The following is a 25,595-nucleotide window of genomic DNA, read 5'->3' as shown; positions in this document are numbered from 1 at the left end:
GCGGGCCGGCGGGGCCGGCATGAATGAGGCGGGTTGGCTCGTGAGGAGGTGGGGGCGGGTGGGCTGGAGCGCGGCCGCCGGTCAGGCGTCGGGCGGGGTTCCCAGTGCGCTCTTGCCGGTGATGGCCTGCACCACCGTCCGCTGGTGGAGCAGGCCGGTGACCGCGCCCGAGCGGTTCACGACGGCGTACTGGTTGCCCTCCAGCCGCGCGAGGAACTGCACGAGCTCCTGTCCCTCCGCCCACTCCGGGACGTAGGCGCCGGCGGCGAGGCGGCGTGCGGCGGCATTGACGGGCGTGTCGGCCGCGGCCTCGTCCGGGACGGCGAGCAGCGCGGCGTCGTCGACCACGGCCTCGGGGACGCCGGAGGCCCCGGTCAGGACGACCGAGACACCCGGGTTCTCCCGGAGGATGCGCCGGACGGCGAGCACGCTGGTGCCCGCCGGAACGCCGACGGCGGGTTCCTGCAGTCGGCCCGCGCTGATCGCGGGGAGGCGCAGGCGCATCCGCGCGTTCGTGATGGCGGCCGTCGCACCCATCCACAGGAACGCTCCCATGACCACGGCGATGAGGATGAACGTGAGGTCGGGACCGCGGCCCTGGACCAGCAGCACGCCGACCACGCCGCCCAGCAGCAGGACCACGAGGATGCGTCCGGCCCAGCCGGCGGCCACGGTGCCCTTCTCCTGGCTCCCGGTCACCCGCCAGACCGCGCTCTCGACGAGCCGCCCGCCGTCCAGGGGCAGCCCCGGCAGCACGTTGAAGACCGCGACGAGCAGGTTCGCCCAGACGAGGATGGTCGTCAGGAGGTAGGCGGCACCGCCCGGTGCCACCGCCTGGAGGATCACCCAGCCGAGACCTGCGAGCACGAAGTTCGCGGCGGGCCCTGCGAGGGCGACGAGGAGGGACCGTCCCGGAGAGGCGTTGAAGCTCGCGAACTGGGTGTGTCCGCCCCACAGGTTGAGCACGATCCGCGTGGTGGGCCAGCCGAAGGCGCGGGCCGTGAGGGCATGCGCCAGTTCGTGGACGAGCACGGAGGCCGCGAGGAGCAGGGCATACCCGAGGGCGACGGCATACGCGCCGGCGCCGATCCCGGGGATCAGCTGGCCCACGCGCGGTCCGAAGACCAGCACGATGAAGGCCGTGATCACGAACCAGGACCACGCCAGGACCACGGGAACACCGGCGATCCGGCCGAGCGGCAGGCCGGGGGTCTTCTCCTGCCGCGGTGCGTCCTGGACTCCGCTCACGCGACGTCCTCGCTGTCCTCGAACTCGTCCTCGAACTCGTCCTCGGCGTCGGCCGCGGGCAGCAGTGCCGCGAGATCCGCAGGCGTGCGTCCGGCGAGTGTGTCCCACTCGGTGCGGCGTGGGTCGGGCGGCAGCGGCACGAAGTGCGGGACGGCGAGGGTGGTGAGCCCGGCGGCGAGGGCGGCGGTCACCCCGGGCAGGGAGTCCTCGATCGCGACCACCTGGTGCTTGTCCAGTCCCGGGTGGTCGGCGGCCAGCAGGTCGAAGCCCAGCTGGTAGGACTCCGGGTCGGGTTTGCCGGCACTCACGCGGTCCCCGGTGACGAGGTGGGTGAAGGTCCCCTCCGGCAGGTGTGCGGCGACCGCGCTCGCGAGGAGGGTCTCGGACATGGTGACCATCGCGCAGGGGATGCCCTCGGCGTGCAGCGCGGCGAGCAGTTCCCGCGCTCCCGCACGCCAGGGGACGGCCTGGCTGACGTCGGCCGCCACGCGCCCGATGAGGTGGTCGATGATGTCGCGGATGCCGAGGTCCACCCCGGCCTGCTGGAGCTGCCCGGCGGAGAACTCGAGGGCCTGGCCGACCAGCGTGGTGGCCTGCTCGTCCGTCCAGGTCCCGCCGTGCGCCTCGACCAGGTCCTTCTCGGCCCGGATCCAGTACGGCTCGGTGTCGACGATGGTTCCGTCCATGTCCCAGAGCACGCCGCGGAGGCCCCCGGAGTTCCCGGCGACGGCCGCCCGCCCGTCGTCGGCCTCGTCGGGGGCAAGGATGTGCGTGCTGCCGGTGGGGTGGGTTGCCATGCCTCCAAGTCTACGGTGGCGGTCCGGGCGGACCCGCCGCCGTGCCCCCGCGGCGGCGGGAGCCCGCCTGACATGGCCGCGCACCGGGGTCTAGGGTGAGAGCGTGGATAGCTTCGAAGAGAACCAGCCGGTCGGCGTGCAGGATCTGTTCCAGGACGCGGACGAGCCCGAGCGCAGGATCACGATCATGCTCGCGGCCTTCGAGGGATGGAACGACGCCGGTGAGGCGGCCAGCGACGCGCTGAAGTACATGGGGCGCTTCTTCGGCAGTGAACGCATCTCGACGATCGACGCCGACGAGTTCTACGACTTCCAGTTCACCCGCCCCATGATCAAGCGGAACTCCTCGGGACAGCGCCGCATCAAGTGGCCCAACACACGCATCAGCAAGACCGTCGTGCCCCACTCGAATGTCGACCTGATCCTTGTCAACGGCGTGGAGCCCTCCTACAAATGGCGGGCCTACACCGCCGAGCTGGTCGCGCTGGCGAAGGAGCTCAGCGTGGACTGCATCGTCCTGGTCGGCGCTCTCCTCGCGGATGTACCCCACTCGCGTCCCATCCCCGTGACCGTCACGTCCGACGACGACCTCGTCCGGCAGAGCCTCGACGTCGAGCCGTCCACGTACGAGGGTCCCATCGGGATCGTCGGGGTGCTGGCGGAGATGGGCCTGCTCGCGGACATCCCCACCATGTCCCTGTGGGCCGCCGTGCCGCACTACGTGGGTCAGTCGCCCTCACCGAAGGCGCAGCTCGCACTCCTGAACAAGCTCGAGGAGATCCTGCAGATCGCTGTGGACACGCACGTCCTCACGGAGGAGTCGGAGGCCTGGGAACGCGGGGTCGATGAGCTCGCCACCGAGGACCCCGAGGTCGCCGCCTACGTGCGCCAGCTCGAGGAGGCGAAGGACACCGTGGACCTCCCGGAGGCCAGCGGCGAGTCGATCGCCCGCGAGTTCGAGCGGTACCTGAAGAAGCGCCGGCGCGAACAGTAGGCCGGCCGCCGCCCGGTACGCCTGGAGCAGCTACGCCTGAAGCAAGTACGCCTAGAGCCGTACGCCGAGCAGGGCGTCGACGACGTCTCCCAGTGCACGTCCACCGGTCCAGCCGCCGGTCCGCGCGGGCTGCGCCGCGGCCCACGCGTCGATCGCGGCCAGCGCGGACGGCGCATCGAGGTCGTGCGCCAGGTGCGCCCGCACCCGGTCCCGGACCTCCACGACGTCCTGCTCCGTCGCGGACCGAGCCGCCCGGCGCCACGTGGCGAGACGGCGGATCGCGGCGTCGAGGACGCCGTCCGTCCACGACCAGTCCGCGCGGTAGTGGTGGGCGAGGATCGCCAGACGGATCGCCGCCGGGTCCACGCCTTCCTGGCGCAGCCTCGACACGAGCACCAGGTTCCCGCGCGACTTGCTCATCTTCTCGCCGTCGTAACCGACCATCCCGGCGTGGGCGTAGTGCTGCGCCAGGGGTGTGCCGCCGGCGGCCCAGGCATGCGAGGCGCTCATCTCGTGGTGCGGGAAGACGAGGTCCGAACCTCCGCCCTGCACGGTGAACGGGGCCGGCAGGAACTGCTGGGCGATCACGGCACACTCGATGTGCCAGCCCGGCCGGCCCTCGCCGAGCGACCCGGCGGGCCAGCTCGGCTCCCCCGGCCGCGCGACGCGCCAGAGGAGGGGATCGAGTGCGTTGCGCTTGTGGGGCCGCCGGGGGTCGCCGCCGCGTTCGGCCGACAGCGCGAGCATGGTCTCGACATCGAGGTGCGAGACCTGCCCGAGGAACCAGCGGGCGGTGTCGTCCGGGTCGAGGGCGGCTGCCGCGTCGAGCGAGAAGTAGACGTCGCCGTCGGGCTCCCCGCCCTCCCCCGGCACCGCGTAGGCGAGGTCGCGGTCCACCAGCTTCTCGACGATCGGGACGATCCAGTCGATCGACTCCACGGCGCCGATGTAGTGATCCGGCGGCAGGACGTTCAGGGCCTCCATGTCCTCACGGAACAGGGCGATCTGGTCGGCGGCGAGGTCCTGCCAGTCCACGCCCGTGGCGGTGGCCCGTTCGAGGAGGGGGTCATCGACGTCGGTCACGTTCTGCACGTAGCGCACCGTGGAGCCCGCATCACGCCAGGTCCGGTTGAGGAGGTCGAAGGCCACGTAGGTCGACGCGTGGCCGAGGTGCGTGGCGTCGTAGGGGGTGATGCCGCAGACGTAGAGACTCTGCTCGGGGAGGTTCCCGAGGGGTGCCGGCCCCTGGAGCGCCGTGTCGAACAGGCTGATACCCGACTGGGTGCCGTCGAGTACTGGGACAGGGGTCGAATTCCACGCAATCACAGTGTCAACCTTACGGGCCGCCGTCAGGCGCTGATGACGCCGAAGCCGAGGAGCACGTACAGGGCGAGGCCGAGCAGGATGCGGTACCAGACGAAGAGGCCGTAGCCGCGGGTCGTGACGTACCGGAGGAACCAGCCGATGATCGCGAAGCCGACGACGAAGGCCACGACGGTGGCCAGGGCGGTTTCCGCGAGCCCGTACGGACCGGTCTCGTCAAAGCTCTTCACGAGCTGGAACACGCCGCTGCCGAACACCGCAGGGATGGCCAGCAGGAACGAGTAGCGTGCCGCGGCTTCGCGGGTGTAGCCCATGAGCAGCCCGGCGGTGATGGTGCCGCCGGAGCGCGACACGCCGGGGATCAGCGCCAGGGCCTGAGCCAGTCCGTACAGGATGCCGTGCCGGTAGGTGAGGCTCCTGAGGTCCCGTGTCTGCCGTCCGACGGCGTCGGCGATAGCCAGGATGATGCCGAAGACGATCAGCATCGTCGCGACGATCCACATGCTGCGGAACGAGCCCTCGATCTGCTCCTGGAACAGGAGCCCGAGCACGACGATCGGCACACTGCCGATGATGACCAGCCAGCCCATGCGCGCGTCCGGGTCGTTCCGCGGAACCGTGCCCCTCAGCGCGCCGAACCAGGCTTTGACGATCCGGACGATGTCCCGCCAGAAGAACACGACGACGGCGGTCTCGGTGCCGAGCTGGGTGATGGCGGTGAACGCCGCACCCGGGTCCTCCGCGTTCGGGAGGAACTCGCCCACGATGCGCAGGTGTGCGCTCGATGAAATGGGTAGGAATTCGGTGAGGCCCTGGACGAACCCCAGGATGATCGCTTCTATCCAATTCACTCTTACGACCCTAAGCCATGCGGCGGGTGGCAGGCTTTAGGCTTGGCCTCATGCAACGGCGAAATGTGGGGATGAGCGGCCTGACCGTGTCCGCTCTGGGGCTGGGTACCATGAACTGGGGCCAGGAAGTGTCCGAGGAGGCCGCCCGGGAGCAGCTCCGCCTCTTCGCCGATGCCGGCGGCACTCTCATCGAGACCGCGGCACGCTATGGCGAGGGCCAGGCGGAGGCAATACTGGGCGGTTTCATCGGCGACACCGTGGCCCGCTCGGAGCTCGTCCTCGTGGTGCAGGGCGGCACCACCCGCACCGGGAGCCGACGCCTCGACGCCTCGCGCCGGGGTCTGCTCGATTCGCTCGACGCCTCCCTGTCGCTGCTCGGCACGGACCACGTCGACGTGTGGCTCGCGCCATCCCCTGACTCCGCCGTGCCGCTGGAGGAGACGCTGAGCGCGCTGGAAGCGGCCTACGTGACCGGTCGGGCGCGCTACGTCGGCGTCTCCGACTACGCAGGTTGGGAGTTCGCCCGCGCGGCCGCGACGGCGTCCTTCCCGCTCCTCGTCAACGACGTCGAGTACTCGCTCGTGAACCGTGGCGCCGAGCGGGACGTGCTCCCCGCCGCGGAGGCGTTCGGGGCCGCGGTGTTCGCCTGGGGGCCGCTGGGCCGCGGCGTCCTGACCGGCAAGTACCGCGGCAGGATCCCCACGGAGTCACGTGGAGCCTCCGATGTGTGGGCGCCGTACGTGGAGCCCTACCTCGCCGGGAAACCCCAGCGCATCACGGAGGCGCTGTGCACGGCGGCGCGCGGACTGGATCTGCAGCCCCACGAACTCGCCCTGCGCTGGCTCCTCCACCGGTCCGGTGTTGCCTCGGCGATCGTGGGCGCCCGGACGCCGCAGCAACTCAAGGAGATCCTGCAGACCAGCGGCTCGCCCGTGGCGGAACCCATCGCTGCGGTCCTCGACGAGGTTTCTGCCTGAAGCACGAGGTCTCCGCCTCAGGGGTCGGGCCTCAGGGGTCAGCTCTGAGGAGTCAGTTCTCCACTTCGGCTTCCACGAGGTCCGGCGCATACTCGGCGTCGTCGTCCTCGTCGTCCGCCTCCTCGTAGATCTCGAGGGGGGTGACCTCCCCGAAGGCGTCGTAGAGGGCCTCCTCGTAGACCTCGAACGCATCGGCGATCCCCACGTAGGCCGCCTCGACGGCCGGGTCGTCCTCGCGCCGTCGTGATGCCGAGGCCGCAAGGTGCTCCTCGAGGGCTGTCACGAGGGACTGGAGCGCGACACGCGGATCTATGCTCATGGCTAGACGTTATCGGTAAAGTGGACCGAATTGGAGGGATATGCGAGAACATTTTCTGAACGCCACAGCCGTCCGGGAGCGCGATTACGGCCGCCAGTACGAGTACCTGGTCCTCACGGTGAACGCCGGGGAACCGCTGCCGGCCGCGCGCAAACTCGTCGCCGAGCACGCCGAGTACGGCAAGTGGGAACTCGAGCGCAGCTGCATCTACATGGGGGGCGGCCGACGGTACTGGCTGCGGCGGAAAGTGCTCCGCGTCGAACGCACCGCCTGAACCCCCCTGCTTCGAGGAGGTCCCGAGCAGGTGGGTGGGCCCGTCAGCCCGACGGCGGACCCAGCAGCGCGGTCGCCACCGTGGCCCGCGCGGACTCCTCCGTCGACGGATGGAACTGCCCGGCCAGCGCGTCGCGGTGGAGGCGGGCAGTCTCCGACGACGCCGAGAACCCCGACCCCCCGCCCACGTGGAGCGCTGCCGTGGTGGCGTCCACCGCAGCCTCCACCGCATGCGTCTTGAGCGTCACGAGGCGCGCGAACCACTGCGCCGTTTCGCCCGCCCGTGCGTCCAGATCCCGCGTGACCTGCCGGAGTTCCGCCTCCGCGCCGGTCCGCCGCATGGCGGGCCCGGCCAGCAGGTTCCGCAGCACAGGGTCGTCGGACAGTGCGCGGTCCCCCACGTGGCTCCGGCGGCGCGTCATGGCGTCCACCGTGAGCTCGAGGGCGCGGTCCGCGATCCCGAGGTAGACGGACGCGACGAGCGTCTCGAACGCCGCGAAGATCCCGAAGACCAGCGGGTCCGCATTCGGCCCCACCGGCAGGGTGCGGAAGACCGCGTCCGGGGGGACCCTCACTCCGGCCAGGCGGGTCGTGTTGGACTGCGTGGCGCGCATCCCCAGCGGATTCCAGTCCTCGAGGGTCTCCACCCCCGGGGTGCCGCGGGGGACGAAGGCGTGGAGGATCGTGTCGTCCCCGCGGTTCCCGCCCTCGAGCTTCCCGAAGATCCCGAGGCGGGTCCACACGGGTGAGAGGCTCGTAAAGACCTTCGTGCCGGTGAAGCTGTACCCGCCGTCCGCCAGGCGTTCCACCCGTGTCAGCGAGTCGAACAGGACGGCGTCGTTGCCCGGCTCCGAGACGCCGAACGCGAAGACCTCTCCTCCCGCGGCGTCGTCGAGGACGAACCGCAGCGAGGAGTCGCCGCGGTCCGCGAGGAGGCCGGCGACGGCCGTCCAGACCAGATGCATGTTGATGCCAAGTGCCGTGGCGGGGGCGGCCGCGGCGAGCCGCCGCTGGGCTGCGGCGGCCAGCGCCATCCCGCCCGCGTCGCCCGGCGGTGTATCCGTCAGGAGGCGCAGGTACCCGAGCGCGGTCAGCTCCTCGAAGTCCTCGGTGAAGAAGGTGTTCGCGGCGTCGTAGCCGGCGGCGCGTCCCCGGAACCGCTCGAGCAGATCCTCCGGCAGGAGCTGCCCGACTCCGTGAGCCGTCGTCGTGGTGGTCATGGCGCCTCCCGGGGTGGTCGGATCCTGCTCAGTAGGTGGTGAGCAGACGGGCCAGCACCTTCGCACCGAAGCGCAGCGAGTCGGTGGGCACGCGCTCGTCCACGCCGTGGAACATGCCCGTGAAATCGAGCTCGTCGGGCAGCTGCAGGGGCGCGAAGCCGTAGCCGGTGATGCCGAGGCGGCTCAGCGACTTGTTGTCCGTGCCGCCCGAGAGCGTGTACGGGAGGACCTTCGCGCCGGGGTCCTCCGCGTGCAGGGCGTCGATCATCGAGTCCACGAGGTTGCCGGCGAACGGCACCTCGAGCGAGGTGTCCTTGTGCTCGTAGCTCACTTCGACGCCGTCGCCCGCGAGCCCGCGGATGATCTCCAGCACCTGGTCCTGCTGGCCGGGCAGCGTGCGCACATCGATCAGCGCCTCGGCGGTCCCGGGGATCACGTTGTGCTTGTAGCCGCTCTTGAGCACCGTCGGGTTGGCGGTGTTCTGCAGAGTCGCCCCGACGAAACGCGCCACGGTGCCGAGCTCCCTGAGGAGCACGTCCGGGTTGTCGGGGTCGAATTCGACGCCGGTCAGCTCGGTGACGCCGTCGAGGAACTGGCGTGTGGTGGGCGTCAGCTCGATGGGCCAGGCGTGGTCGCCGATGCGCGTGACGGCCCGCGCCAGGGCGGTGACGGCGTTGTCGGTGTTGATCTGGGAACCGTGACCGGCGCGGCCGTGGGCCACCAGGCGCAGCCAGGAGATGCCCTTCTCCGCCGTCTGCAGGAGATACGTCCGCTGGCCGCCGATCGTCGCGGAGAACCCGCCCACCTCCGAGATGGCCTCCGCGGCGCCCTCGAAGACCTCCGGCTTGTTGTCCACGAGCCAGGACGCACCGTAGGCCCCGCCGGCTTCCTCGTCGGCGAAGAACCCGAAGATGAGGTCCCGCTTGGGCTTGATGCCGTCGCGCTGCATGGACCGCAGGACGGACAGGATCATGGCGTCCATGTCCTTCATGTCCACCGCGCCGCGGCCCCAGATCAGACCGTCCTTCTCCTCGCCGCCGAAGGGGTCGACCGCCCAGTCCTCCTTCTGCGCGGGGACCACGTCGAGGTGGCCGTGCACCACGAGCGCGGGCAGGGAGGAGTCCGTGCCCTCCATGCGGGCGAGAACGGAGGTGCGGCCTGGAGCGGCCTCGAACAGCTGGGTCGGGAGTCCCACCTCCTCGATGAGTCCGGCGGTGTACTCGGCGGCCTTCCGCTCCCCCGGGCCCGCGTTGTCCCCGAAGTTCGAGGTATCGATGCGGATCAGTTCCTGGCAGATCCTGACGACTTCATCTTCGGGTGTGATGCCCACGTGGTCCTCCTCGGTAGCGGTTGCGACTCCAGCCTACCGAGCGCCCGCCCCCCGGGTCCGGCCGACCTGCCTGCAGACACGAGAAGGCCCCGGCCGGATCTGTCCGACCAGGGCCTGACTGGTGCAGGGCACGTGTCTTCGGGGCGTACTGCGTTCCCGGATTCAGGGTTTGGCGTAGTCGGCGAACCCCTGCCAGTCGATGAAGACACACGGTGTGTCTCCCACCACCCAGGCGTCATGCCCGGGGGCCATGGCGGCGAAGTCACCCGGCCCGTACTCCATCTCCTCTCCGTCGTTCATGACGACCCTCATCCGGCCGGACACGAAGTAGCCCACGTGGGCGGCCTGGCAGCTGTCGGTCTTCGCGATCGGTTTGACGTGCTCGGACCAGTGCCAGCCGGGATGGAACGTGGCGCGGCCCACCGGGCCCCGTTCCGAATCGACGAGTTGGAGCTGGCCCGAGTCGCCCTCGAACGGACGCGTCTCCTCGGGCGCATCAAGGCTCTTCCGAATCAAACCAGGCATCGTGACCTCCTGTGGGTCGTAGTGATCGTTCGTTGTGGTGAAGCGCCGGCGGCTGCTCCGGGGCCGCTCGTCCGGTCCGTGCACCGTGGGGAGAATGTGCATCCATTCCGAGAAGGCGGCGATGTCGTTTCACCCTCCGGTGACGTCTGCGCAGCTCAGTCTCACCCTCCGGTGACGTCTGCGCAGCTCAGGCGATGCCCCTGCACACGGCTTCGGGCGGGGACATCCAGCTGGTTCTGCCTGTTTTGTGGGACCAGAATGAACCTGCCGTCCCGAGGGGTCAAGAGCACATCGGACCCGATCTCGAGTTCCGCGCCGTTCCGGCGGCAGCACGGGGAGGCGCATGATCCCTACTTCCGCCGTCCTCTCCGTGCCCGAGTGTTCCTGGACGTCGAGAGCGCTGCCTCGGGCACAGCTTCCCCTCCCGGCACGTTTCCGGACCCACGCCGCGGCACTGTCATGGCGGCGACCTCCTTGAGCCGGGGGTGGAGATGGTCGTCACCGTCCACCGTGCCCGACTGCCACGACAGCGTGAGCCCGTCCGCGGTGTCCTCGAGCGACGCGAGGTTGTTGTCGAACCACGGTCCCCTGATGTTCCGCCAGCGGAACGGTGGATCGGGAACTTTCACGGAGCGCGCCACGAGTGCCCCGAGAGGTGCCGCCACGGCGTAGGACAGGATGGCCGTGGAGGAGCGCAGGAGCCGCGGCAGCGGATTACGGATCGGGGAGCAGACCACCTGGAGGATACGGCTGCCCGACGTCCTGTCCACCTCCGCGACGTACGAGAAGTGGACGTCTCCCGACAGGAAGGTCACCGTCTCCGGTGCCGGGCCCCGGTTGCCGTCCGCCACGTCCGTCGCCATGAGGGCCACGGCGCGGAAGCTGTTCTGGAAGGCGGCCCAGTGTTCGAGATCCATGCCCTGCCGCAGTTTCTCGCCCAGCCGTGCGCCCAGCGCGCCCCACGCACCCTGAGCGAGGGCCTCGTCCCACGACTCGATGTGATGCAGCCCCAGCGGCAGGAGGAACGGCAGCGAGGTTCCCACCAGCAGGTGCCGGAATCCGCCCACCATCCTGTGATCCAGCCACGCCGTCTCCTCCTCGCTGAGCAGGGAGCGCGCATCGGGTGTCAGCACGCGGGATACGCGGGAGTCGACCACGATCAGGCGCGTGTCATCGAAGTCGCGGCAGTAGCTCCAGCGGTAGCTGGCCGGGTCCTTGTCCGCCCGGTCGGCGAAGGCGTCGAGCTCCTCGCTCAGGTCGAGCTCGGCGGCGTCGTGATGGTTGACGATCCGTTGCCAGATGCGGTCCTCGGCACGCCCGTCCGGTGACAGGTTGCCGAGGTGCTGGTACACCCAGTACGACGCCAGGCCCGCGACGATCCGGTCCTGCCACCAGGAGGTGGCCTCCATTTCCTGCTTCCAGGAGGTGGAGGCGTTCCAGTCATCACGGATGTCGTGGTCGTCGAAGATCATGGCACTGGGAAGGGTGGACAGCAACCAGCGGTTGGCACTGTCGGACCAGGCCAGGTTGTACAGGTGGGCGTACTCCTCGTAGTCCTTCAGCTCGGCGCCGGGCTCCTCCTCGATGTCCCTCCGCCCGCGGATGAACTGCTGCATCTCCTCACTGGTGGAATCGGCGTACACCTGGTCGCCGAGGAAGAGCATCAGGTCCGGCCGCGGTGAACTGTCGTCCTTCGTCCGGTGGAGCGCGTACGCACGCATGGCGTCGATGCCGTGGGTCCGATTGCCCTCCTTGGTGTGGGGGACGCTCGTGCGGCAGGACCCGAAGGCCAGTCGCAGCGGCTTCCCCGGGGTGCGTGTCGCGATGCTCGACGGCGGGAATTCGGGAACGGATCCGGGGTCCGGCCAGGCCTGGTGTCCGTCGATCTCCACCGTGTAGGCGGTGACGCTTCCCGGCTCGAGTCCGTCCACCTCGACGAGCGCGTAATGGTGCCCGTGGACCGCGAAGGTGCGTGCTTCCCAGGATCGCCGGGCGGCCCGGACGACGACGCGACCCGCGGCACCGACCTCCACCCAGACACTGGCCGAGGTTTCGTCGACGTACCGCAGTATGGGGCCGAGGACCAGAGGATTTGGTGTCATACGTATGTTCTACCCTTCGGCACGCAGGTTGATACAGAAGAGCTTGCCTTGCAGATCACCATGCGAACCGCAGGCCCACGGATGGCCGAAGGCGGCACTCGCGTGGTCGGATCCGCCTCCACAAGGTCGAGGGCACAAAAAAACCCCGGCGAACCGGGGTTTTCTTTGTGCGCGGAGGGGGACTTGAACCCCCACCCTCAATAAGAGGACTAGCACCTCAAGCTAGCGCGTCTGCCATTCCGCCACCCGCGCGGGTGGTTTTTCACCGTAGAAACCGGCGAAAGCAACGAGAAATACTCTAACACGACTTCACCCGGGTTGTTGAATCGGCGGGCGCTAGGGGGGGCGACCACCGTATCCCCCATGGATCCGGTCGACGACGGCAGCCATACGTACTGCCGGGGAAAGGGCAACATCAGCCGCACCCCGCCCGCCGCCGTCGCCCCACGCCTATGCTGGAACGAGGACTGACCGGTGCCCGCAGCGCCAGGAGTGGAAGGAAGGAACCACATGGACCACGAAGACCACGCCGATTCCGACCGGGACCACGACACGGAGCCGCACGAGAAACGCGACCGGGAGCAGCACGCCCTGACCAGCGACGCCATGGAACGCGCGAACATCTCGATCGGCGACCTGTGGGAGCACTACTTCAGCATGGGCGGAGGCGTGGACGAGTACGAGGTCACCGCCTATCTGCACGGCCTGATCGAGCTCCCGGCACACGAGCGGGACTGCATCTCGCAGGCCGTCAACGAGCTCTACGACGATCTCTGCCGGCAGCAGGGAGCCCCTTACAGTTCAGGGCACCTCCGCCGCGGCGACGGCTGAGGTCAGGACGACGCCCCGGCGATCAGCGCGAGCGGCGTGAAGGACAGGGCCACGGCTGCGCCGATGACGAGCGCGAACATGCCGAGCCACACCGGCGACGGGATACGGGTCGCCACGCGGAGCAGGTGGGCGTCCGAGGAGACGAGGTCCCGCCGTCGTCGGTGGACCCGCACCACCCTCACCCAGTCGCGGCACGCGCCGACCAGCAGCGCGACGCCGAGCACCAGGCAGGCGTAGCCGGCGGCCGCCGCTCCCCCGAACCAGACGAGGCCGAGCGACACGGCAGCGCTGCCGCCGAGAATGAGCACCCCCTGCCCGTTCCGGATCAGGGCCAGCGCCGCCACGAGGACCACCGCACTGATCGACAGCGCCGCCGGCGCCCAGCCGTGCGCGGTACCCCAGAGGAGCAGGGAGCCGACGACGGCGGGCACCGGATAGCCCCAGAAGGTCATGAAGGCCGCCCGCCAGCCCCGACGGCCGAGGCTCGTCGTGGTTCCCGAGTGGTCGAGGCGGAGCGTGATCCCCGTGACGCGCTGCAGGGTCAGCAGGGCGGCGGTCGCGTGGCCCAGCTCATGGACCACCGTGACGAAGAGCCCGAAGACCCGCCACGAGCGACGGGGCACCGAGAGGGCCACGGCCACCAGCACGATCGCGACGAGTCCGACGGCGCCGATCGCGGGAGGAGCCACCCTGAGGAAGCCGTCGGTGATCCGCTCCCAGAGCTGCCCCGGCAGGGTCTCCACTGCCGTTCCCCCTACCCGGCCCCGCGTGCCGCCGGGTCCAGTCGCTCGGCGTCGGACCCCTGGGCCGCCTGCTCCAGGCGCGCGGCGATGGCCGCGACGGCGACGGCGACCTCGTGGAACGACGTCGACAGGGGCGAGAGGCCGAGCCGGATCCCGTTCGGATTGCGGTAGTCGGGGATGACGCCGTCCCGCCACAGCTCCGGCACCATCCCGGCGAAATCGGGGTGGTCGATGGTGATGTGGCCGCCGCGGGTCTGCGCGGCACGCGGCGAGGCGAGGAGAACGCCGTACGGGGCCAGCACGGCGTCGACGGCATCGACGGCGAAGGCGGTCAGGTCCTCCGACTTGGCCCGGACGGCCGGCATGCCGACGTCCTCGATCAGGGCGAGCATGTCGCGCATCGGGAGCATCCCGAGAATCGGGGGCGTGCCCGAGACCAGGCGCCGGACGCCGTCGGCGGGCTGGTAGGCGGAGCCCATGGCGAACGGGTCCGCGCTGCCCAGCCAGCCGAGGATGGGCTGGTCGAGGGTCGGCAGGTGCCGCTTCGCGACATACGCCCACGCCGGCGCTCCGGGCCCACCGTTGAGGTACTTGTAGCTGCAGCCCGCCGCGAAGTCGACATCCCAGGCATCGAGGTCCGCCGGAACGGACCCGACCGAGTGGCTGAGGTCCCACAGGACGAGGGCGCCGGCGTCGTGGGCGATCCTCGTGATGGCGGGCACGTCGGCGATGAACCCGGAGCGGTACGCGACGTGGCTGAGCAGCACGAGCGCCGTCCGGGGGCCGACGGCGGCGGCGACATCCGCGGGCGTCGCACCGCCGTCGTACGCGACGTCGATCCAGCGGAGGGTCAGGCCGCGCTCGCGGGCGATCCCCTCGACGATGAACCGGTCCGTCGGGAAGTTGTCGCGGTCGATGACGATCTCCGTCCGCCCGGGGCGGGCGGCCACCGACGCCCGGGCGAGCTTGTAGAGGATCACGCTCGTCGAATCGGCCACGACGCATTGGCCCGCGGCCGCCCCGAGCGCCACCCGGCCCAGCTGGTCGCCGATCCGTTCCGCCAGCCCGAGCCACCCCTCGTCCCAGCCGCGGATCAGGCGACCGCCCCACTGGTCCCGGACGAACGACACCAGGCCGTCCGCGGTCGCGGCGAGGGGACGCCCCAGGGAATTGCCGTCGAGGTACGAGAGCACGGTGTGGTCGTCGGTGCCGAGGAACAAGGTCCGGTGCCTGCCGAGGGGGTCAGCGGCGTCGAGCTCCGCCGCGCGGGTGAAGAGGTCGAAGCCGGTCATGCGCCTAAGTCTAGGGGCGGCAGGGACGAGGGCGGCGGGGCGGGGCCGGACGAGGCACGGGCGGTCCCCCGTGAGGGAACCACCCGTGCACTCCTCCTGGCTGACCGGCTGGACTACCGGCTGGCCGCCGTGGAATAGGCGGACTGGATGGAGCTGCCGAAGTACGGGCCGTACATCACGTTGCTCTGGGTGCTGTAGCCGAAGCTGTTGACCGAGTTCTGGGTCCCGGTGGAGCCGGAGCCGATGAACCACGGGCCGCCGGAGGAACCACCGGTCATGTTGCAGGGGATGCCCTGGGACTGGGTGCCGCCGATGCGGTCCGCCGAGGCCTTCCCGTAGCAGCTGAGGAGGCGCTCGCCGCTGAACGGGGTCGCCGCGGGGTAGCCGTAGGCACTGTAGGTGAGGCCGCGCGCCATGTTGAAACCGATGCTCGATGCACCGACGGTCGCGGAGAGCGTCCTGCCGTTGAGCGTGTTCATGACGGCGAAGGCGGCGTCATAGCTGATGTCGTTGCGGGCCACCCACTCGCTGGTCGGGTGCAGTGACCGCGCGGTGAACTTGCCGTAGGGCGCGGCGCCGTTGTTGTAACCGGGGACGAAGACGAAGTTCGTGACCCATCCGGTCGAGAGATCGTGCGTACAGTGTCCTGCGGTGGCGACGACGCTCTGGTTCCCGCTCTGGACCGCGTTGCCGGAGCAGACGTAGTTCTGTCCGCCCTGGGTGAAGAACACCTTCCCGATGCGCGGGACCGGCGACTGCGCGGTGGCACGCGCCTCAACGAGGGGTTCCTTGGGTGCCTTCGCCACCGACTGCTGTCCTGCCTTCGGCATGACCGAGCGGCCCTCGGCGGCCCATCCGGAGTTGATCGTGTTGGCGGGTTTGGCGCTCTCCATCCTGTCCGCCGTCCAGTAGGCGTCAAGGGCGGCCTGGCCTTCGTTCTGCGTGTGGGACACGGTGGCGGCGTCGGTGGAGGGTGCTGCCTGGACGGGACCGGCTGTCATCAGCGCTGATGCCATCAGGGCCGAGGCTGCGATCAGCCCTGCTTTGAGACCTCGAGAGTTCACGGGACTCCTCTTTCCATACAGTGGGGCAGCCGTCGGGGGCTGGTAGTCGGAGTCTGCCCCGACGAGCGGGCGCCTGCCCAGTCGAACGACGGATTTTCCACGGATTGCCCCCGAAAATCACGGTGTGTCTGGACAGGGCCCGGCCGGCATGGAACTATTCCGCGCGCACCCAGCCTGTGAAGTGGGGGCGGCGGCGCTTCGCGGACCACCCGACCACGTCCGTCCGGCGCCCGGACTCGTCACCGGCCCGCGTGAACGACGTCGTCACACTCCCGGGCAGGAGCACCGGCGTGGCGAAATCGATGCGCCACTGCAGGGCTCCGGACGGCGCGGGGACGGCCTGGTCCACCATGCGGGCGGCGAGGTACATGCCGTGCGCGATCGCCGTCGTCATCCCGAGCGCCTTCGCGGTCAGCGCGCTGAGGTGGATGGGATTCCAGTCGCCCGAGACCGCGGCGTACCGCCGGCCCGTGTCGGCGCCGAGCCGCCAGACACCCGTGGGCGTGGGCGCGGTGAAGGACGGCCTGTCCTCGTCACGGCGCCCGTCCGAGCCTGCACTGTCGAGCCGGACACCGCGCGCCAGGTAGACCGACCGCCCGGTCCACACGAGCTCGGCTCCCATACGCACCTCGATGACGACGTCGACCTGCGTGCCGGCCGCGTGCGGGCGCAGGTGCTCCGCCCAGGCCACGACGTTCAACGTCTCGGCAGCGTCGATCGGGCGCTCCTGGTGCACCTCGTTGCTGAGGTGAACCATGCCGAGCAGGGGCAGCGGGAAGTCGGGTCGCGCGAGGACGCTCATGGCCACGGGGAACGCGAGCGTGTGGACGTAGGCGGACGGCACAGTGTCCCGCGCTGCGGACCCGAGCAGCTGCTGGAACCGGGTGAGCGCACCGAGGTCCACCCGGACGCCGTCCGCGCGGTGCTGCACGGCGGGGACGGCGGGCGGGACGGCCGCCCGGAGCATCCTCCGCCGAGCGGCCAGCCCGAGGGCCTGGCGGTAGAGCCCGGGCAGGGCCGGCACACCGAGCAGCATCACCTCCTCGCGGGGTGTCCCGCTCATGCGCCCACGAGGTTCTGCCCGCACACCCGGAGGACCTGCCCGTTGATGCCCGCCGCGGCGTCGGAGGCCAGGAAGGCGATCGCCTCGGCCACGTCCACGGGAAGACCGCCCTGCTGCAGGCTGCTCAGCCGGCGGGCCACCTGGCGGGTGAGGGGCGGGATCTTCGCCGTCATGTCCGTCTCGATGAAGCCGGGGGCGACGGCGTTGACGGTCCGGCCGGCGCCGTCGAAGGAGGCGGCCTGCGCCCGGACCATGCCGATCACGCCGGCCTTCGACGCCGCGTAGTTGCTCTGCCCGCGGTTGCCGGCGATCCCGCTCGTCGAGGCGAGGCTGATGATCCGCCCTGTCGTGGAGAAGACCGATGAAGCGAGGAACTGCTCGTTCATGCGCAGCTGGGAGGCGATGTTGACGGCGATGACCGAGTCCCACCGGGAGGCATCCATGTTGGCCAGCAGCTTGTCCCTCGTGATGCCGGCGTTGTGCACCACGACGTCGAGGGTGCCGTAGCGCCCCCCGACGTGCTCGAGGATCCGTGCCGCCGCGTCGGGGTCGGTGATGTCGAGCTGCAGGGCCGTCCCGCCCACCCGGTTCGCGACCTGCGCGAGCTGCTCGCCCGCCGCCGGGACGTCGACCGCGACCACGCGGGCTCCGTCCCGGGCGAGGATCTCGGCGATCTTCGCGCCGATGCCGCGGGCCGCTCCCGTGACCACGGCGGTCTTGCCCGCCAGCGGTCGGTCGGGCACGCCCTCCCCCACCGCCGTCGTGGCGGCCGCGAGTCCGGCGAGGCTCTCGGCCGGCGTCCCCGATACCTCGAGGAACTGGCCGTCGACGTAAGCACTCCTGCCGGACAGGAAGAACCGGAGGGCGCCGAGCGTGGTGGCATCCGTCGTCGTCGCGTCCCCGCGCAGGATGATGCCGTTGGCCGTGGCTCCACCGCGCAGTTCGTGGGCGACGGACCGGATGGCGCCGTCGATGCCCTGCCGTGCCGCCGCCACTGCGGGGTCCGTGGTGTCCGCGGAGGAGCGGAAGACCGCCACCACGCGACCGCCCGGCACCAGCACCTTGAGCGCCTGCCCGAGCTCGAGCAGGGGTGCCGCGAGATCCGCGGGCGAGGCCGCCCGGTCCAGCACGACGACGGCGGCACTGAGCTTCTCGCCCGGCAGGACGTGGCGCCGTACTTCGACGTCCCAGCTCAGCAGGACGTCGGCGAGCGCCTCGGCCCCGGCACCCGATCCGGTGACGAGCACCGGCTTCGACGCGATGGACTCCCCTGGGGTGTAGCGGCGCAGGACGGAGGGACGCGGCAGGCCGAGGGCTTTGGCGATCTTGCCGGGCAGGGGGCTGTTCACGAGGTTCAGGTAGTTGTCGGTCATGCCTACCTCGCCTCGAGGATCGCGACGACGCCTTGGCCGCCGGCAGCGCAGACGGAGATGAGGCCGCGGCCGCCCTTCTCGGAGAGGGTCTTGGCGAGCGAGGCGACGATGCGCCCGCCCGTGGCCGCGAACGGGTGGCCTGCGGCGAGGGAGGACCCATTGACGTTGACCTTCGAGCGGTCGATGCTGCCGAGGGCGCCGTCGAGACCGAGGACGCGCTTGCAGTAGTCCGGGTCCTCCCATGCCGCGAGGGAACTGAGGACCGTCCCGGCGAAGGCTTCGTGGATCTCGAAGAAATCGAAGTCGTCGAAGGTGAATCCGTTGCGCTGCAACAGACGGGGCATCGCGTGCACGGGGGCCATCAGCAGGCCCTCCTCGCCGGTGACGAAGTCCACTGCCGCCGCCTCTGCGTCGACGATGGTCGCGAGCATCGGGAGGTTGTTGGCCCGCGCGTAGTCCTCGCTGCCGAGCAGGACGACGGCGGCGCCGTCCGTGAGCGGGGTGGAGTTGCCGGCGGTCATGGTGGCCGGGGTGTCGAGGCCCTTGCCGAAGACGGGCTTCAGGGTGGCCAGCTTCTCCAGCGAGGTGTCCGCCCGGAGGTTGGCGTCCTTCGTCAGGCCCCGGTACGGCGTCATGAGGTCGGAGAAGAACCCGCGGTCGTAGGCGGCGGCGAGGTTGTGGTGGCTGCGGTACGCGAGTTCGTCCTGCGCTTCGCGCGTGATCTCCCAGGCCGCGGTGGTCAGGGCCTGGTGCTCCCCCATGGACAGGCCCGTCCGGGGCTCACCCGTGGTCGGTGCGTTGGGCGAGAGGTCCTTCGGACGGAGCGTGGCGAGTGCCTTGATCTTCTGCTGCGTCGTCTTGGCGCGGGAGAGGTCGAGCAGCACGCGGCGGAGACCCTCGCTGACGGCGATCGGGGCGTCGGAGGCGGAGTCGACGCCGCCGGCGATGCCGGAGTCGATCTGGCCGAGCCTGATCTTGTTCGAGAGGCCGACGACGGTCTCGAGGCCCGTGGCACAGGCCTGCTGCAGGTCGTAGGCAGGCGTCTCCGGGGACAACGCCGAACCGAGGACGGCCTCCCGCGTGAGGTTGAAGTCCCGCGAGTGCTTGAGGACGGCACCGGCCGCGACCTCCCCGATGCGCTCGCCCTGCAGGCCGAAGCGCGCCACGAGGCCGTCCAGCGCGGCGATGAGCATGTCCTTGTTGGACGAGTAGGCGTAGGCGCCGCCGGAACGGGCGAAGGGGATGCGGTTGCCGCCGATGACGACTGCCGTGCGCGGTGGGAGGGCGGCGGTGTGCGCCCCGGCCTGATCTGCCATGGGAGTGCTCCTGGTACGAGAAGGTGGATTACCGATACCTAGCGTACCTGATACGCTGGGTATCATGAAGCTTGCCCAAGCCCTCAAGGGTGCCTCCGCGAAGAATGCCGGCCGCGCGGCCCCCGTCCAGGACGGCCGGTCGAGCCGATGGGAGGGGCACCGGGCCGAGCGGCGGCGGCAGCTGATCAAGGCCGCGAGGCGCGCCGTCGACGCGCTCGGTCCCGGGGCTTCCATGGAGGACATCGCCGCAGCGGCCGAGACCTCGAAGTCCGTGTACTACCGCTATTTCGGGGACAAGACCGGATTGCAGCGGGCCATGGCGGAAGTGGTCATCGGCCAGATGCAGCAGAAGGTGCTCGACGCTGCGAAGGCCGCGCCCACCCCTCGGGAGGGCCTCTACGCCATGGTGCTCGCCTACCTGCAGATGGCCCGGACCTCGCCCAGCGTCTATGCGTTCGTCACGCGCGTCGGTGTCGCCGAACCGTCGGCGACGTCCGCTCCAGCTTCCTCGACCGCCTCCACGGCGATCGACGGCCAGGACACCCTCGCGCACTTCCTCGCCGCGGTCACCGACATGATCGCGCGTCCCATGCGTGGCTACCTGCTCTCCCCGGACCGACCCTCGGCTCCCGACGATGCCGCACCGGAGTACTGGCCCGCCGCCGCGATCGGCATGGTCCGGGCCGCCGGCGAGCACTGGCTCTCCTCCCCCGACACCCCCGACAAACCGACCGAGGAGCAGATGGCCCGGCACGTCACCGGCTGGCTCTTCGACGGCATCAGCCGGTACGAGGCACTCGTGCCACCGGCGGCCCCCCATTCCCCAACCCGCCAACGCGCGAAGGACACGCCATGACCCAGACCATCACCCGGCCGCAGCAGATCCCCGCCACGGCTGACATCAAGGACGACGAGCAGGCCACCGTGGACACCGCCGAGCTCGGGGAGCTGCTCCTCGGCCGGTGGGCACACATCCGCCGCACCGCACGGGACCTCGCAGGCCGCCCCGAGGTCCAGAAGATCGAGGGCCTCACCCACACCGATCACCGGCTGCGCTGCTTCGACCAGCTCCACTACCTCGTGGAGCAGCAGGCCGTCCACCGCGCGTTCCCCAAGGCCCTGGGCGGCAACGACGACCACGGTGGAAACGTCGCGGGCTTCGAGGAGCTCGTCGTCGCGGATCCGTCGCTGCAGATCAAGGCGGGCGTGCAGTGGGGTCTCTTCGGCTCAGCCGTCATGCACCTCGGTACCGAGAAGCACCACGAGGCATGGCTCCCGGGCATCATGGACATGCGGATCCCCGGTTGCTTCGCCATGACCGAGACGGGCCACGGCAGCGACGTCGCGAGCATCGCCACCACCGCCACCTTCGATGCCTCCACGGAGGAGTTCGTCATCGACACGCCCTTCCGCGCAGCCTGGAAGGACTACATCGGCAACGGCGCCATCGACGGCCGGGCCGCCGTCGTGTTCGCCCAGCTGGTCACCAACGGCGTCAGCCACGGCGTGCACGGTTTCTATGTGGAGCTGCGCAACGAGGACGGGTCCTTCAAGCCCGGGGTGGGCGGAGAGGATGACGGCATCAAGGGTGGCCTCAACGGCATCGACAACGGCCGCCTGCACTTCACCGGCGTCCGGATCCCCCGGACCAACCTGCTGAACCGGTACGGCGACGTCGCCGAGGACGGCACGTACACCTCGCCCATCGCATCTCCGGGACGCCGCTTCTTCACGATGCTCGGGACCCTGGTCCAGGGCCGCGTCTCGCTCGACGGCGCGGCGGTCGCGGCGAGCAAGCTCGCCCTCACCGCCGCGATCACCTATTCGACCCAGCGCCGCCAGTTCAACGCGTCCTCGAACCTCAAGGAAGAGGTGCTGATGGATTACCAGCGGCACCAGCGCAGGCTCCTGCCTCGCCTTGCCGCGACCTACGCCGCATCCTTCGCGCACGAGGAGCTCCTCGAGAAGTTCGACGGTGTCTTCTCCGGTGAGCTCGACACCGACGAGGACCGCCAGGACCTCGAGACCCTCGCCGCCGCGTTCAAGCCCCTGAGCACCTGGCTGGCACTCGACACCCTGCAGGAGTGCCGAGAGGCGACCGGCGGGCAGGGCTTCCTGGCAGAGAACCGGTTCACTTCGCTGCGCGCGGACCTCGATGTGTACGTGACCTTCGAGGGAGACAACAACGTCCTGCTGCAGCTCGTGGCCAAGCGACTCCTGACGGACTACGCCAAGGAGTTCACGGGCGTGGATTTCGGTGTCCTGGCCCGCTATGCGGTGTCGCAGGCCGCCGGCAGGACGCTGCACCGCTCGGGCCTGCGCCGCGTCGCCCAGACCCTTGCGGATACGGGCTCAGGCAAGAAGTCGGCCATCGCCCTGCGTGACGAGGACACCCAGCGCGAGCTGCTGACCGATCGTGTGCAGTCCCGCGTCGTCGATCTCGCCGCCGCCCTGCGCGCCGCGAAGGGGATGTCGCAGGAGAAGGCCGCCGCGCTCTTCAACGAGCACCAGAACGAGCTCATCGAGGTGGCTCACGCCCACGCGGAGCTGCTGCAGTGGGAGGCATTCACACGCGGCCTCCACAGGATCACCGACCCGGGCACGCGACAGGTCCTCACGCGCCTGCGCGACCTGTTCGGCCTGTGTCTGATCGAGAAGGACCTGGCATGGTTCCTCATGAACGGGCGACTCTCCGCGCAGCGTGCCCGCACCCTCGACGGCTACATCAACCGCCTGCTGGTGAAGATCCGTCCGCACGCCCTCGACCTCGTGCAGGCGTTCGGCTACGGCCAGGAGCACCTGCGCTCGGCGATCGCCGGCGGCGCGGAGCAGGAACGCCAGGAGGAGGCCGCCGAGTACATGCGGCGTCGGCGGGCCAGCGGCGACGCGCCGATCGATGAGAAGACGTTGCTGGCCCGCGAGGCCCGGGAGAAGAAGGTGAAGAAGGCCCGGAAGACAGCGTCGACGCCTGCCGCGGGTTGACGGTACGGCGGCCCGAGGTCACGAGCGGTCGGGCCGGATGACCCACGAGGACCTCCCGGTGAGGTGGAGCTTCCAGGCTCCGCCCTCACCGGGAGGTCCTCAGCATCCATGGATCAGCCTGACCTGACACGGGAGACGGTGCCGTCCCCGTCCAGCACGCAGGCGAGTGCCCTGCTCCTGGAAACGATCACGACGGCGACAAAGGCAATGGAACCGAGGAGCCCCAACAACATCGCCGGGCCGCCGACCCTGGCGACGGACCCGGCGTGAAGGCAGATCCCCGCGATGAGCAGTGCCATCAGACAGAGGGACACCGCCATTGCATCGACCCACTGCTTCGAGCGACCAGGCGGCCTCCCCTTCTTCCGGGCGGAAAGTAAATGCCACGCCGCCAGCAGAGCCGCCTCCAGGCCACCGATTGCCACGGCGACCGCTGTCATAAGGCCAGAACTCCGATGACGCTGCGGATCAGTGCAACCTGGTGACCGGTCATCGTGCAATCATCGTTCTTCTCGAATGCGATGTCCTGTCACCGGAGAGCCGGGACCGCGTCCGAGGGAATGATCCCCGGTGCGGTGGAATCCCGGTGGTCCACGATGACCGTGGCACGTTCCCGAGGTCGTACGGCCTCGAAATAGAGGCGCTGACCATTGACATAGCGGCGCATCGAACGATGCTCGGGGTCGCGATTGCTCCCTGGTCGCACAGGGCCGCGTAGTCGTAGGTGTCCGCCCGGAAACCCTCCGGCGAAGGACGACCTTCCGCGTACCTGATGGGCGAAGGATTCAGGAAGTGATCGGCGTGGACAACAAGGGCGGGCCGATCACGGATCGCGGCAGCGAGGTTCGCAGCATCCTGCACGTGCCGCAAGATACGAACGCTGGTACCGGACCGTCGCTGCTCGGGAGTCAGGGGCTCTCGGTGGCGGGTACGACGAGCGTCGGGCACGGCGGACACAGGAGTAAGGTGCGCGTCACCGAGCCCGGCTTCCCCCCGGCCCTGGCGCCCTCGCCATGGCGGCCGACCACCAGCAACACGGCGTCGCGGCTGTGCCGCATCAGGGCATGAACAGGGCTGCGCAGCACGTCCACGATCCAGCTCACGGCAAGGTGAGGAAAGTCGGTCTGCACTTTCGAAAGAGATGCGGAAGCTCCGCTTATCAGTGTCCTGGACTCCGCCGATCCCGACTTCAGCGCCATGATGACCCGCAGGGCCGCACCAAGCCGGTCGGCTTCGGCCGCCGCGTACATCAGTGCCACGGAGGACTGCGCCGATCCATCGACCCCGACCACCACATGACCCGTGACGGTCCTCTGATGGGAGCCGACCCCCCGCGGGCTGGCCGGCACCACCAGGACAGGAGCAAGAGACCCTGACACGACCCCCAGCACCACCGGATCCTGAACCCCACCAGGGCCGAGAGCAACCCGGTCCGCGCCGACCACCAGCAGCGACGCACTCGCGGACAGCCCGACCAGCACCTGGACGAAGCTGCCACGGTAGAGGCCGACGTCTACCTGCAGTGCCGGAAATCCGGACGACAGGCGAGACGCTTCACGTCGCAGCAGCGAGCTACCCGCGCGGACAGCATCAGCGTCGCAGGTTCCACGAGGCAGTGAATCGGCGGCGGCAACACTGTGGATCAGGGTCACCGGAACACCCGACTCCCGTGCCCGGCACGCAGCCCACTGAAGACACCAATAGCCGAACAACGGTGCGCGCACCGCGACCAGGACTCCTGGCAGGTCGATCGGGGGCGACAGGACTCGATCAGAGGCACGCGAAGCTGTCAGCACGGGAACCCACCGAATTCGCCCTGGACGACAACCGGTACCCCTGCGTGTCCACCGCGGGCGCGACGCCAAGGCGGCGTCACCGAGTTTCGCCCCCGGAGAGGCACCCGGACCGGGACCCGGACCTGTCCGAGGTCGCGCAGGAATGCGACGCACAGGGGTCCGGAATTCGTCGGAGCGCTACCTGCTCGCTGCCGGCTGGTGTTGCCGTGTTGAGCCTTCATTTGTGGTGTCCTGCTCGTTGACGTGTCCACGAAAGGAACTCCCCCACATCACTGTGCTCTTGGGTCCCTCTGCGGCTTGGACGTTCATCACTGCCTTGCCAGATGCAGGTCACCCATTGATTGTTGCCGGGAAGAACCAACCTCGTCAGGGCCTTTAGTCCCTGATCCGGGATCATCACCCCTGAAGGGCGACGCGTCGCCGCCGATGTTTCGGGGTGGTGGCGGCGATGCCCAGGTGTCGGCTCAGGCCGAGGGAGAACCCGCCGACGCGCTCGGTCACGGCCCCGGCCAGGCCGGTCCAGTCCGTGATCAAGCGCGTCGTCGTGGACTGCTCTTGGGGTCACGCTTGCTGCTGGGCGCGAACGGCTTCACGGTCCGGGCTGGTCGGCATGGTCGGCATGGTCGCTGACGGTGCGGTGTGGGGCCAGGTCCAGGCGGAGCGCAGGATGAAGGCCAGGATCAGCACCTCGATTCCGATGGAAAGGCCGTAGAAGGAGGCCCATTCCCAGGACTCACCTACCGCGTTGAACACCATGACGGGGATGTAGAGCGATGCCACGACGAGGTTCGTGGCGCGGTTCACCCCGGTGGGCAGCGTCATGGAGAGCAGGATCATCAGGGCCGAGATGCCTATGACCGCGACGAAAATGGTCAACAACGTCGGGGTGATGTCGAACTCGAAGATCTCGCCACCCCGGATCTGGTCGATGGCGCCGGGCTTGTAGAGGTGGAAGTAGTCGACGTAGATAACGAAGAACATCAAGCTGGTCCAGGCGGCAGCGAGCTTGGCCTGCACCGGGATCCGCTGGTTCTCCAGTGCGGTCATGGTGGGTTGACGTGTTCTCATGATGGGCTCCGTTGTTGTAGTGGGGATCGGCAGTTCCACGATCGCTGAGCCCGGCGGCCCGCACATCGTCCCGGAGGCCGGAGTTCGCCCGGCCGATGGCATGGTCTC

General features: G+C 69.6%; 25 protein-coding genes and 1 tRNA gene. 6 read left to right on the top strand and 20 right to left on the bottom strand.

Annotation, left to right across the window (positions count from 1 at the left end; translation table 11 throughout):
• Positions 1 to 81: 81 nt before the first annotated feature.
• Positions 82 to 1,248 (bottom strand): site-2 protease family protein, encoded by a 1,167-nt coding sequence (locus AC4D2F_RS02270; protein ID WP_104164983.1) that lies wholly within the window; start codon positions 1,246 to 1,248, stop codon positions 82 to 84.
• A complete protein-coding gene (locus AC4D2F_RS02265; RefSeq protein WP_490909344.1) occupies positions 1,245 to 2,045 on the bottom strand; it encodes an HAD family hydrolase in 801 nt (266 codons plus the stop codon). The genes AC4D2F_RS02270 and AC4D2F_RS02265 overlap by 4 nt, the downstream gene beginning before the upstream one ends.
• Positions 2,046 to 2,181: 136 nt before the next feature.
• On the opposite strand from AC4D2F_RS02265, the gene AC4D2F_RS02260 reads away from it, so the two are divergent.
• On the top strand, positions 2,182 to 3,039 hold the full coding sequence (locus AC4D2F_RS02260; protein ID WP_258069786.1) for a PAC2 family protein: 858 nt from the start codon (positions 2,182 to 2,184) through the stop codon (positions 3,037 to 3,039).
• Positions 3,040 to 3,090: 51 nt separating this feature from the next.
• Here the strand turns inward: AC4D2F_RS02260 and mshC are convergent, their stop codons facing one another.
• Together mshC and AC4D2F_RS02250 are read right to left on the bottom strand one after the other, a co-directional pair.
• Positions 3,091 to 4,365 (bottom strand): cysteine--1-D-myo-inosityl 2-amino-2-deoxy-alpha-D-glucopyranoside ligase, encoded by a 1,275-nt coding sequence (mshC, locus tag AC4D2F_RS02255; RefSeq protein WP_490909343.1) that lies wholly within the window; start codon positions 4,363 to 4,365, stop codon positions 3,091 to 3,093.
• A 23-nt stretch (positions 4,366 to 4,388) separates the two neighbouring features.
• Positions 4,389 to 5,213 (bottom strand): undecaprenyl-diphosphate phosphatase, encoded by an 825-nt coding sequence (locus AC4D2F_RS02250; protein WP_490909342.1) that lies wholly within the window; start codon positions 5,211 to 5,213, stop codon positions 4,389 to 4,391.
• A 50-nt stretch (positions 5,214 to 5,263) separates the two neighbouring features.
• Between AC4D2F_RS02250 and AC4D2F_RS02245 the strand changes: the two genes are divergently transcribed.
• Positions 5,264 to 6,190, top strand: a complete 927-nt coding sequence (locus AC4D2F_RS02245) for an aldo/keto reductase (RefSeq protein ID WP_490909341.1) — start codon at positions 5,264 to 5,266, stop codon at positions 6,188 to 6,190.
• Between the two features lie 52 nt (positions 6,191 to 6,242).
• On the opposite strand, the gene AC4D2F_RS02240 is transcribed toward AC4D2F_RS02245, so the two are convergent.
• Positions 6,243 to 6,509 carry a hypothetical protein gene (locus tag AC4D2F_RS02240; RefSeq protein WP_104164975.1) on the bottom strand — a complete coding sequence of 89 codons (267 nt, stop codon included), beginning with the start codon at positions 6,507 to 6,509 and terminating at the stop codon, positions 6,243 to 6,245.
• Between the two features lie 40 nt (positions 6,510 to 6,549).
• Between AC4D2F_RS02240 and AC4D2F_RS02235 the strand changes: the two genes are divergently transcribed.
• A complete protein-coding gene (locus AC4D2F_RS02235) occupies positions 6,550 to 6,783 on the top strand; it encodes a DUF5703 family protein (protein ID WP_104120479.1) in 234 nt (77 codons plus the stop codon).
• A gap of 43 nt (positions 6,784 to 6,826) precedes the next feature.
• Here AC4D2F_RS02235 and AC4D2F_RS02230 read toward each other — a convergent pair whose 3' ends face one another.
• The 5 genes from AC4D2F_RS02230 to AC4D2F_RS02210 form a co-directional block, all read right to left on the bottom strand.
• A complete protein-coding gene (locus tag AC4D2F_RS02230; RefSeq protein WP_490909340.1) occupies positions 6,827 to 8,002 on the bottom strand; it encodes an acyl-CoA dehydrogenase family protein in 1,176 nt (391 codons plus the stop codon).
• Between the two features lie 28 nt (positions 8,003 to 8,030).
• Positions 8,031 to 9,332: a M20/M25/M40 family metallo-hydrolase gene (locus AC4D2F_RS02225; RefSeq protein ID WP_104164971.1), complete on the bottom strand. Its 1,302-nt coding sequence runs from the start codon at positions 9,330 to 9,332 to the stop codon at positions 8,031 to 8,033.
• Between the two features lie 162 nt (positions 9,333 to 9,494).
• Complete coding sequence (locus AC4D2F_RS02220) at positions 9,495 to 9,857, bottom strand: cupin domain-containing protein (RefSeq protein ID WP_104166640.1); 363 nt, start codon at positions 9,855 to 9,857, stop codon at positions 9,495 to 9,497.
• A 350-nt stretch (positions 9,858 to 10,207) separates the two neighbouring features.
• Positions 10,208 to 11,959, bottom strand: coding sequence for an alkaline phosphatase D family protein (locus AC4D2F_RS02215; protein ID WP_490909339.1), 1,752 nt, complete (start codon positions 11,957 to 11,959; stop codon positions 10,208 to 10,210).
• A 168-nt stretch (positions 11,960 to 12,127) separates the two neighbouring features.
• Positions 12,128 to 12,211 (bottom strand) — tRNA-Leu (locus AC4D2F_RS02210).
• A gap of 258 nt (positions 12,212 to 12,469) precedes the next feature.
• Here AC4D2F_RS02210 and AC4D2F_RS02205 point away from each other — a divergent pair.
• Positions 12,470 to 12,790, top strand: coding sequence for a hypothetical protein (locus AC4D2F_RS02205; protein ID WP_490909338.1), 321 nt, complete (start codon positions 12,470 to 12,472; stop codon positions 12,788 to 12,790).
• Between the two features lie 2 nt (positions 12,791 to 12,792).
• Here AC4D2F_RS02205 and AC4D2F_RS02200 read toward each other — a convergent pair whose 3' ends face one another.
• The 6 genes from AC4D2F_RS02200 to AC4D2F_RS02175 all read right to left on the bottom strand — a co-directional run bounded on the left by AC4D2F_RS02200 (position 12,793) and on the right by AC4D2F_RS02175 (position 19,641).
• Positions 12,793 to 13,533 (bottom strand): M50 family metallopeptidase, encoded by a 741-nt coding sequence (locus AC4D2F_RS02200; protein ID WP_490909337.1) that lies wholly within the window; start codon positions 13,531 to 13,533, stop codon positions 12,793 to 12,795.
• A gap of 11 nt (positions 13,534 to 13,544) precedes the next feature.
• Positions 13,545 to 14,825 carry a kynureninase gene (locus tag AC4D2F_RS02195; protein WP_490909336.1) on the bottom strand — a complete coding sequence of 427 codons (1,281 nt, stop codon included), beginning with the start codon at positions 14,823 to 14,825 and terminating at the stop codon, positions 13,545 to 13,547.
• Positions 14,826 to 14,938: 113 nt separating this feature from the next.
• Positions 14,939 to 15,889 carry a trypsin-like serine peptidase gene (locus AC4D2F_RS02190; protein ID WP_258069670.1) on the bottom strand — a complete coding sequence of 317 codons (951 nt, stop codon included), beginning with the start codon at positions 15,887 to 15,889 and terminating at the stop codon, positions 14,939 to 14,941.
• A 154-nt stretch (positions 15,890 to 16,043) separates the two neighbouring features.
• Complete coding sequence (locus tag AC4D2F_RS02185; RefSeq protein WP_490909335.1) at positions 16,044 to 16,952, bottom strand: MaoC/PaaZ C-terminal domain-containing protein; 909 nt, start codon at positions 16,950 to 16,952, stop codon at positions 16,044 to 16,046.
• On the bottom strand, positions 16,949 to 18,325 hold the full coding sequence (locus tag AC4D2F_RS02180; RefSeq protein ID WP_490909334.1) for a 3-oxoacyl-ACP reductase: 1,377 nt from the start codon (positions 18,323 to 18,325) through the stop codon (positions 16,949 to 16,951). The genes AC4D2F_RS02185 and AC4D2F_RS02180 overlap by 4 nt, the downstream gene beginning before the upstream one ends.
• 2 nt (positions 18,326 to 18,327) lie before the next feature.
• Entirely contained in the window at positions 18,328 to 19,641 is a 1,314-nt protein-coding gene (locus AC4D2F_RS02175; protein WP_490909333.1) for an acetyl-CoA C-acetyltransferase, read from the bottom strand.
• Between the two features lie 64 nt (positions 19,642 to 19,705).
• On the opposite strand from AC4D2F_RS02175, the gene AC4D2F_RS02170 reads away from it, so the two are divergent.
• Both AC4D2F_RS02170 and AC4D2F_RS02165 read left to right on the top strand, forming a co-directional pair.
• Positions 19,706 to 20,497, top strand: coding sequence for a TetR/AcrR family transcriptional regulator (locus AC4D2F_RS02170; protein ID WP_490909332.1), 792 nt, complete (start codon positions 19,706 to 19,708; stop codon positions 20,495 to 20,497).
• Entirely contained in the window at positions 20,494 to 22,623 is a 2,130-nt protein-coding gene (locus AC4D2F_RS02165) for an acyl-CoA dehydrogenase family protein (protein ID WP_490909331.1), read from the top strand. Before AC4D2F_RS02170 ends, AC4D2F_RS02165 begins: the two co-directional genes overlap by 4 nt.
• A gap of 113 nt (positions 22,624 to 22,736) precedes the next feature.
• Here the strand turns inward: AC4D2F_RS02165 and AC4D2F_RS02160 are convergent, their stop codons facing one another.
• The 4 genes from AC4D2F_RS02160 to AC4D2F_RS02145 all read right to left on the bottom strand — a co-directional run bounded on the left by AC4D2F_RS02160 (position 22,737) and on the right by AC4D2F_RS02145 (position 25,487).
• Complete coding sequence (locus AC4D2F_RS02160) at positions 22,737 to 23,063, bottom strand: hypothetical protein (protein ID WP_490909330.1); 327 nt, start codon at positions 23,061 to 23,063, stop codon at positions 22,737 to 22,739.
• Between the two features lie 468 nt (positions 23,064 to 23,531).
• Positions 23,532 to 24,275, bottom strand: coding sequence for a universal stress protein (locus AC4D2F_RS02155; RefSeq protein ID WP_490909329.1), 744 nt, complete (start codon positions 24,273 to 24,275; stop codon positions 23,532 to 23,534).
• Positions 24,276 to 24,815: 540 nt separating this feature from the next.
• Positions 24,816 to 24,953, bottom strand: coding sequence for a hypothetical protein (locus AC4D2F_RS02150; protein ID WP_490909328.1), 138 nt, complete (start codon positions 24,951 to 24,953; stop codon positions 24,816 to 24,818).
• A 27-nt stretch (positions 24,954 to 24,980) separates the two neighbouring features.
• On the bottom strand, positions 24,981 to 25,487 hold the full coding sequence (locus AC4D2F_RS02145) for a DUF6326 family protein (RefSeq protein WP_490909327.1): 507 nt from the start codon (positions 25,485 to 25,487) through the stop codon (positions 24,981 to 24,983).
• Between the last annotated feature and the right edge of the window lie 108 nt (positions 25,488 to 25,595).

The organism is Arthrobacter sp. TJ-263 (assembly GCF_058269155.1).
Note: the sequence above shows the minus strand (reverse complement) of the source record. Positions and strands in the feature narration are given on the sequence as shown.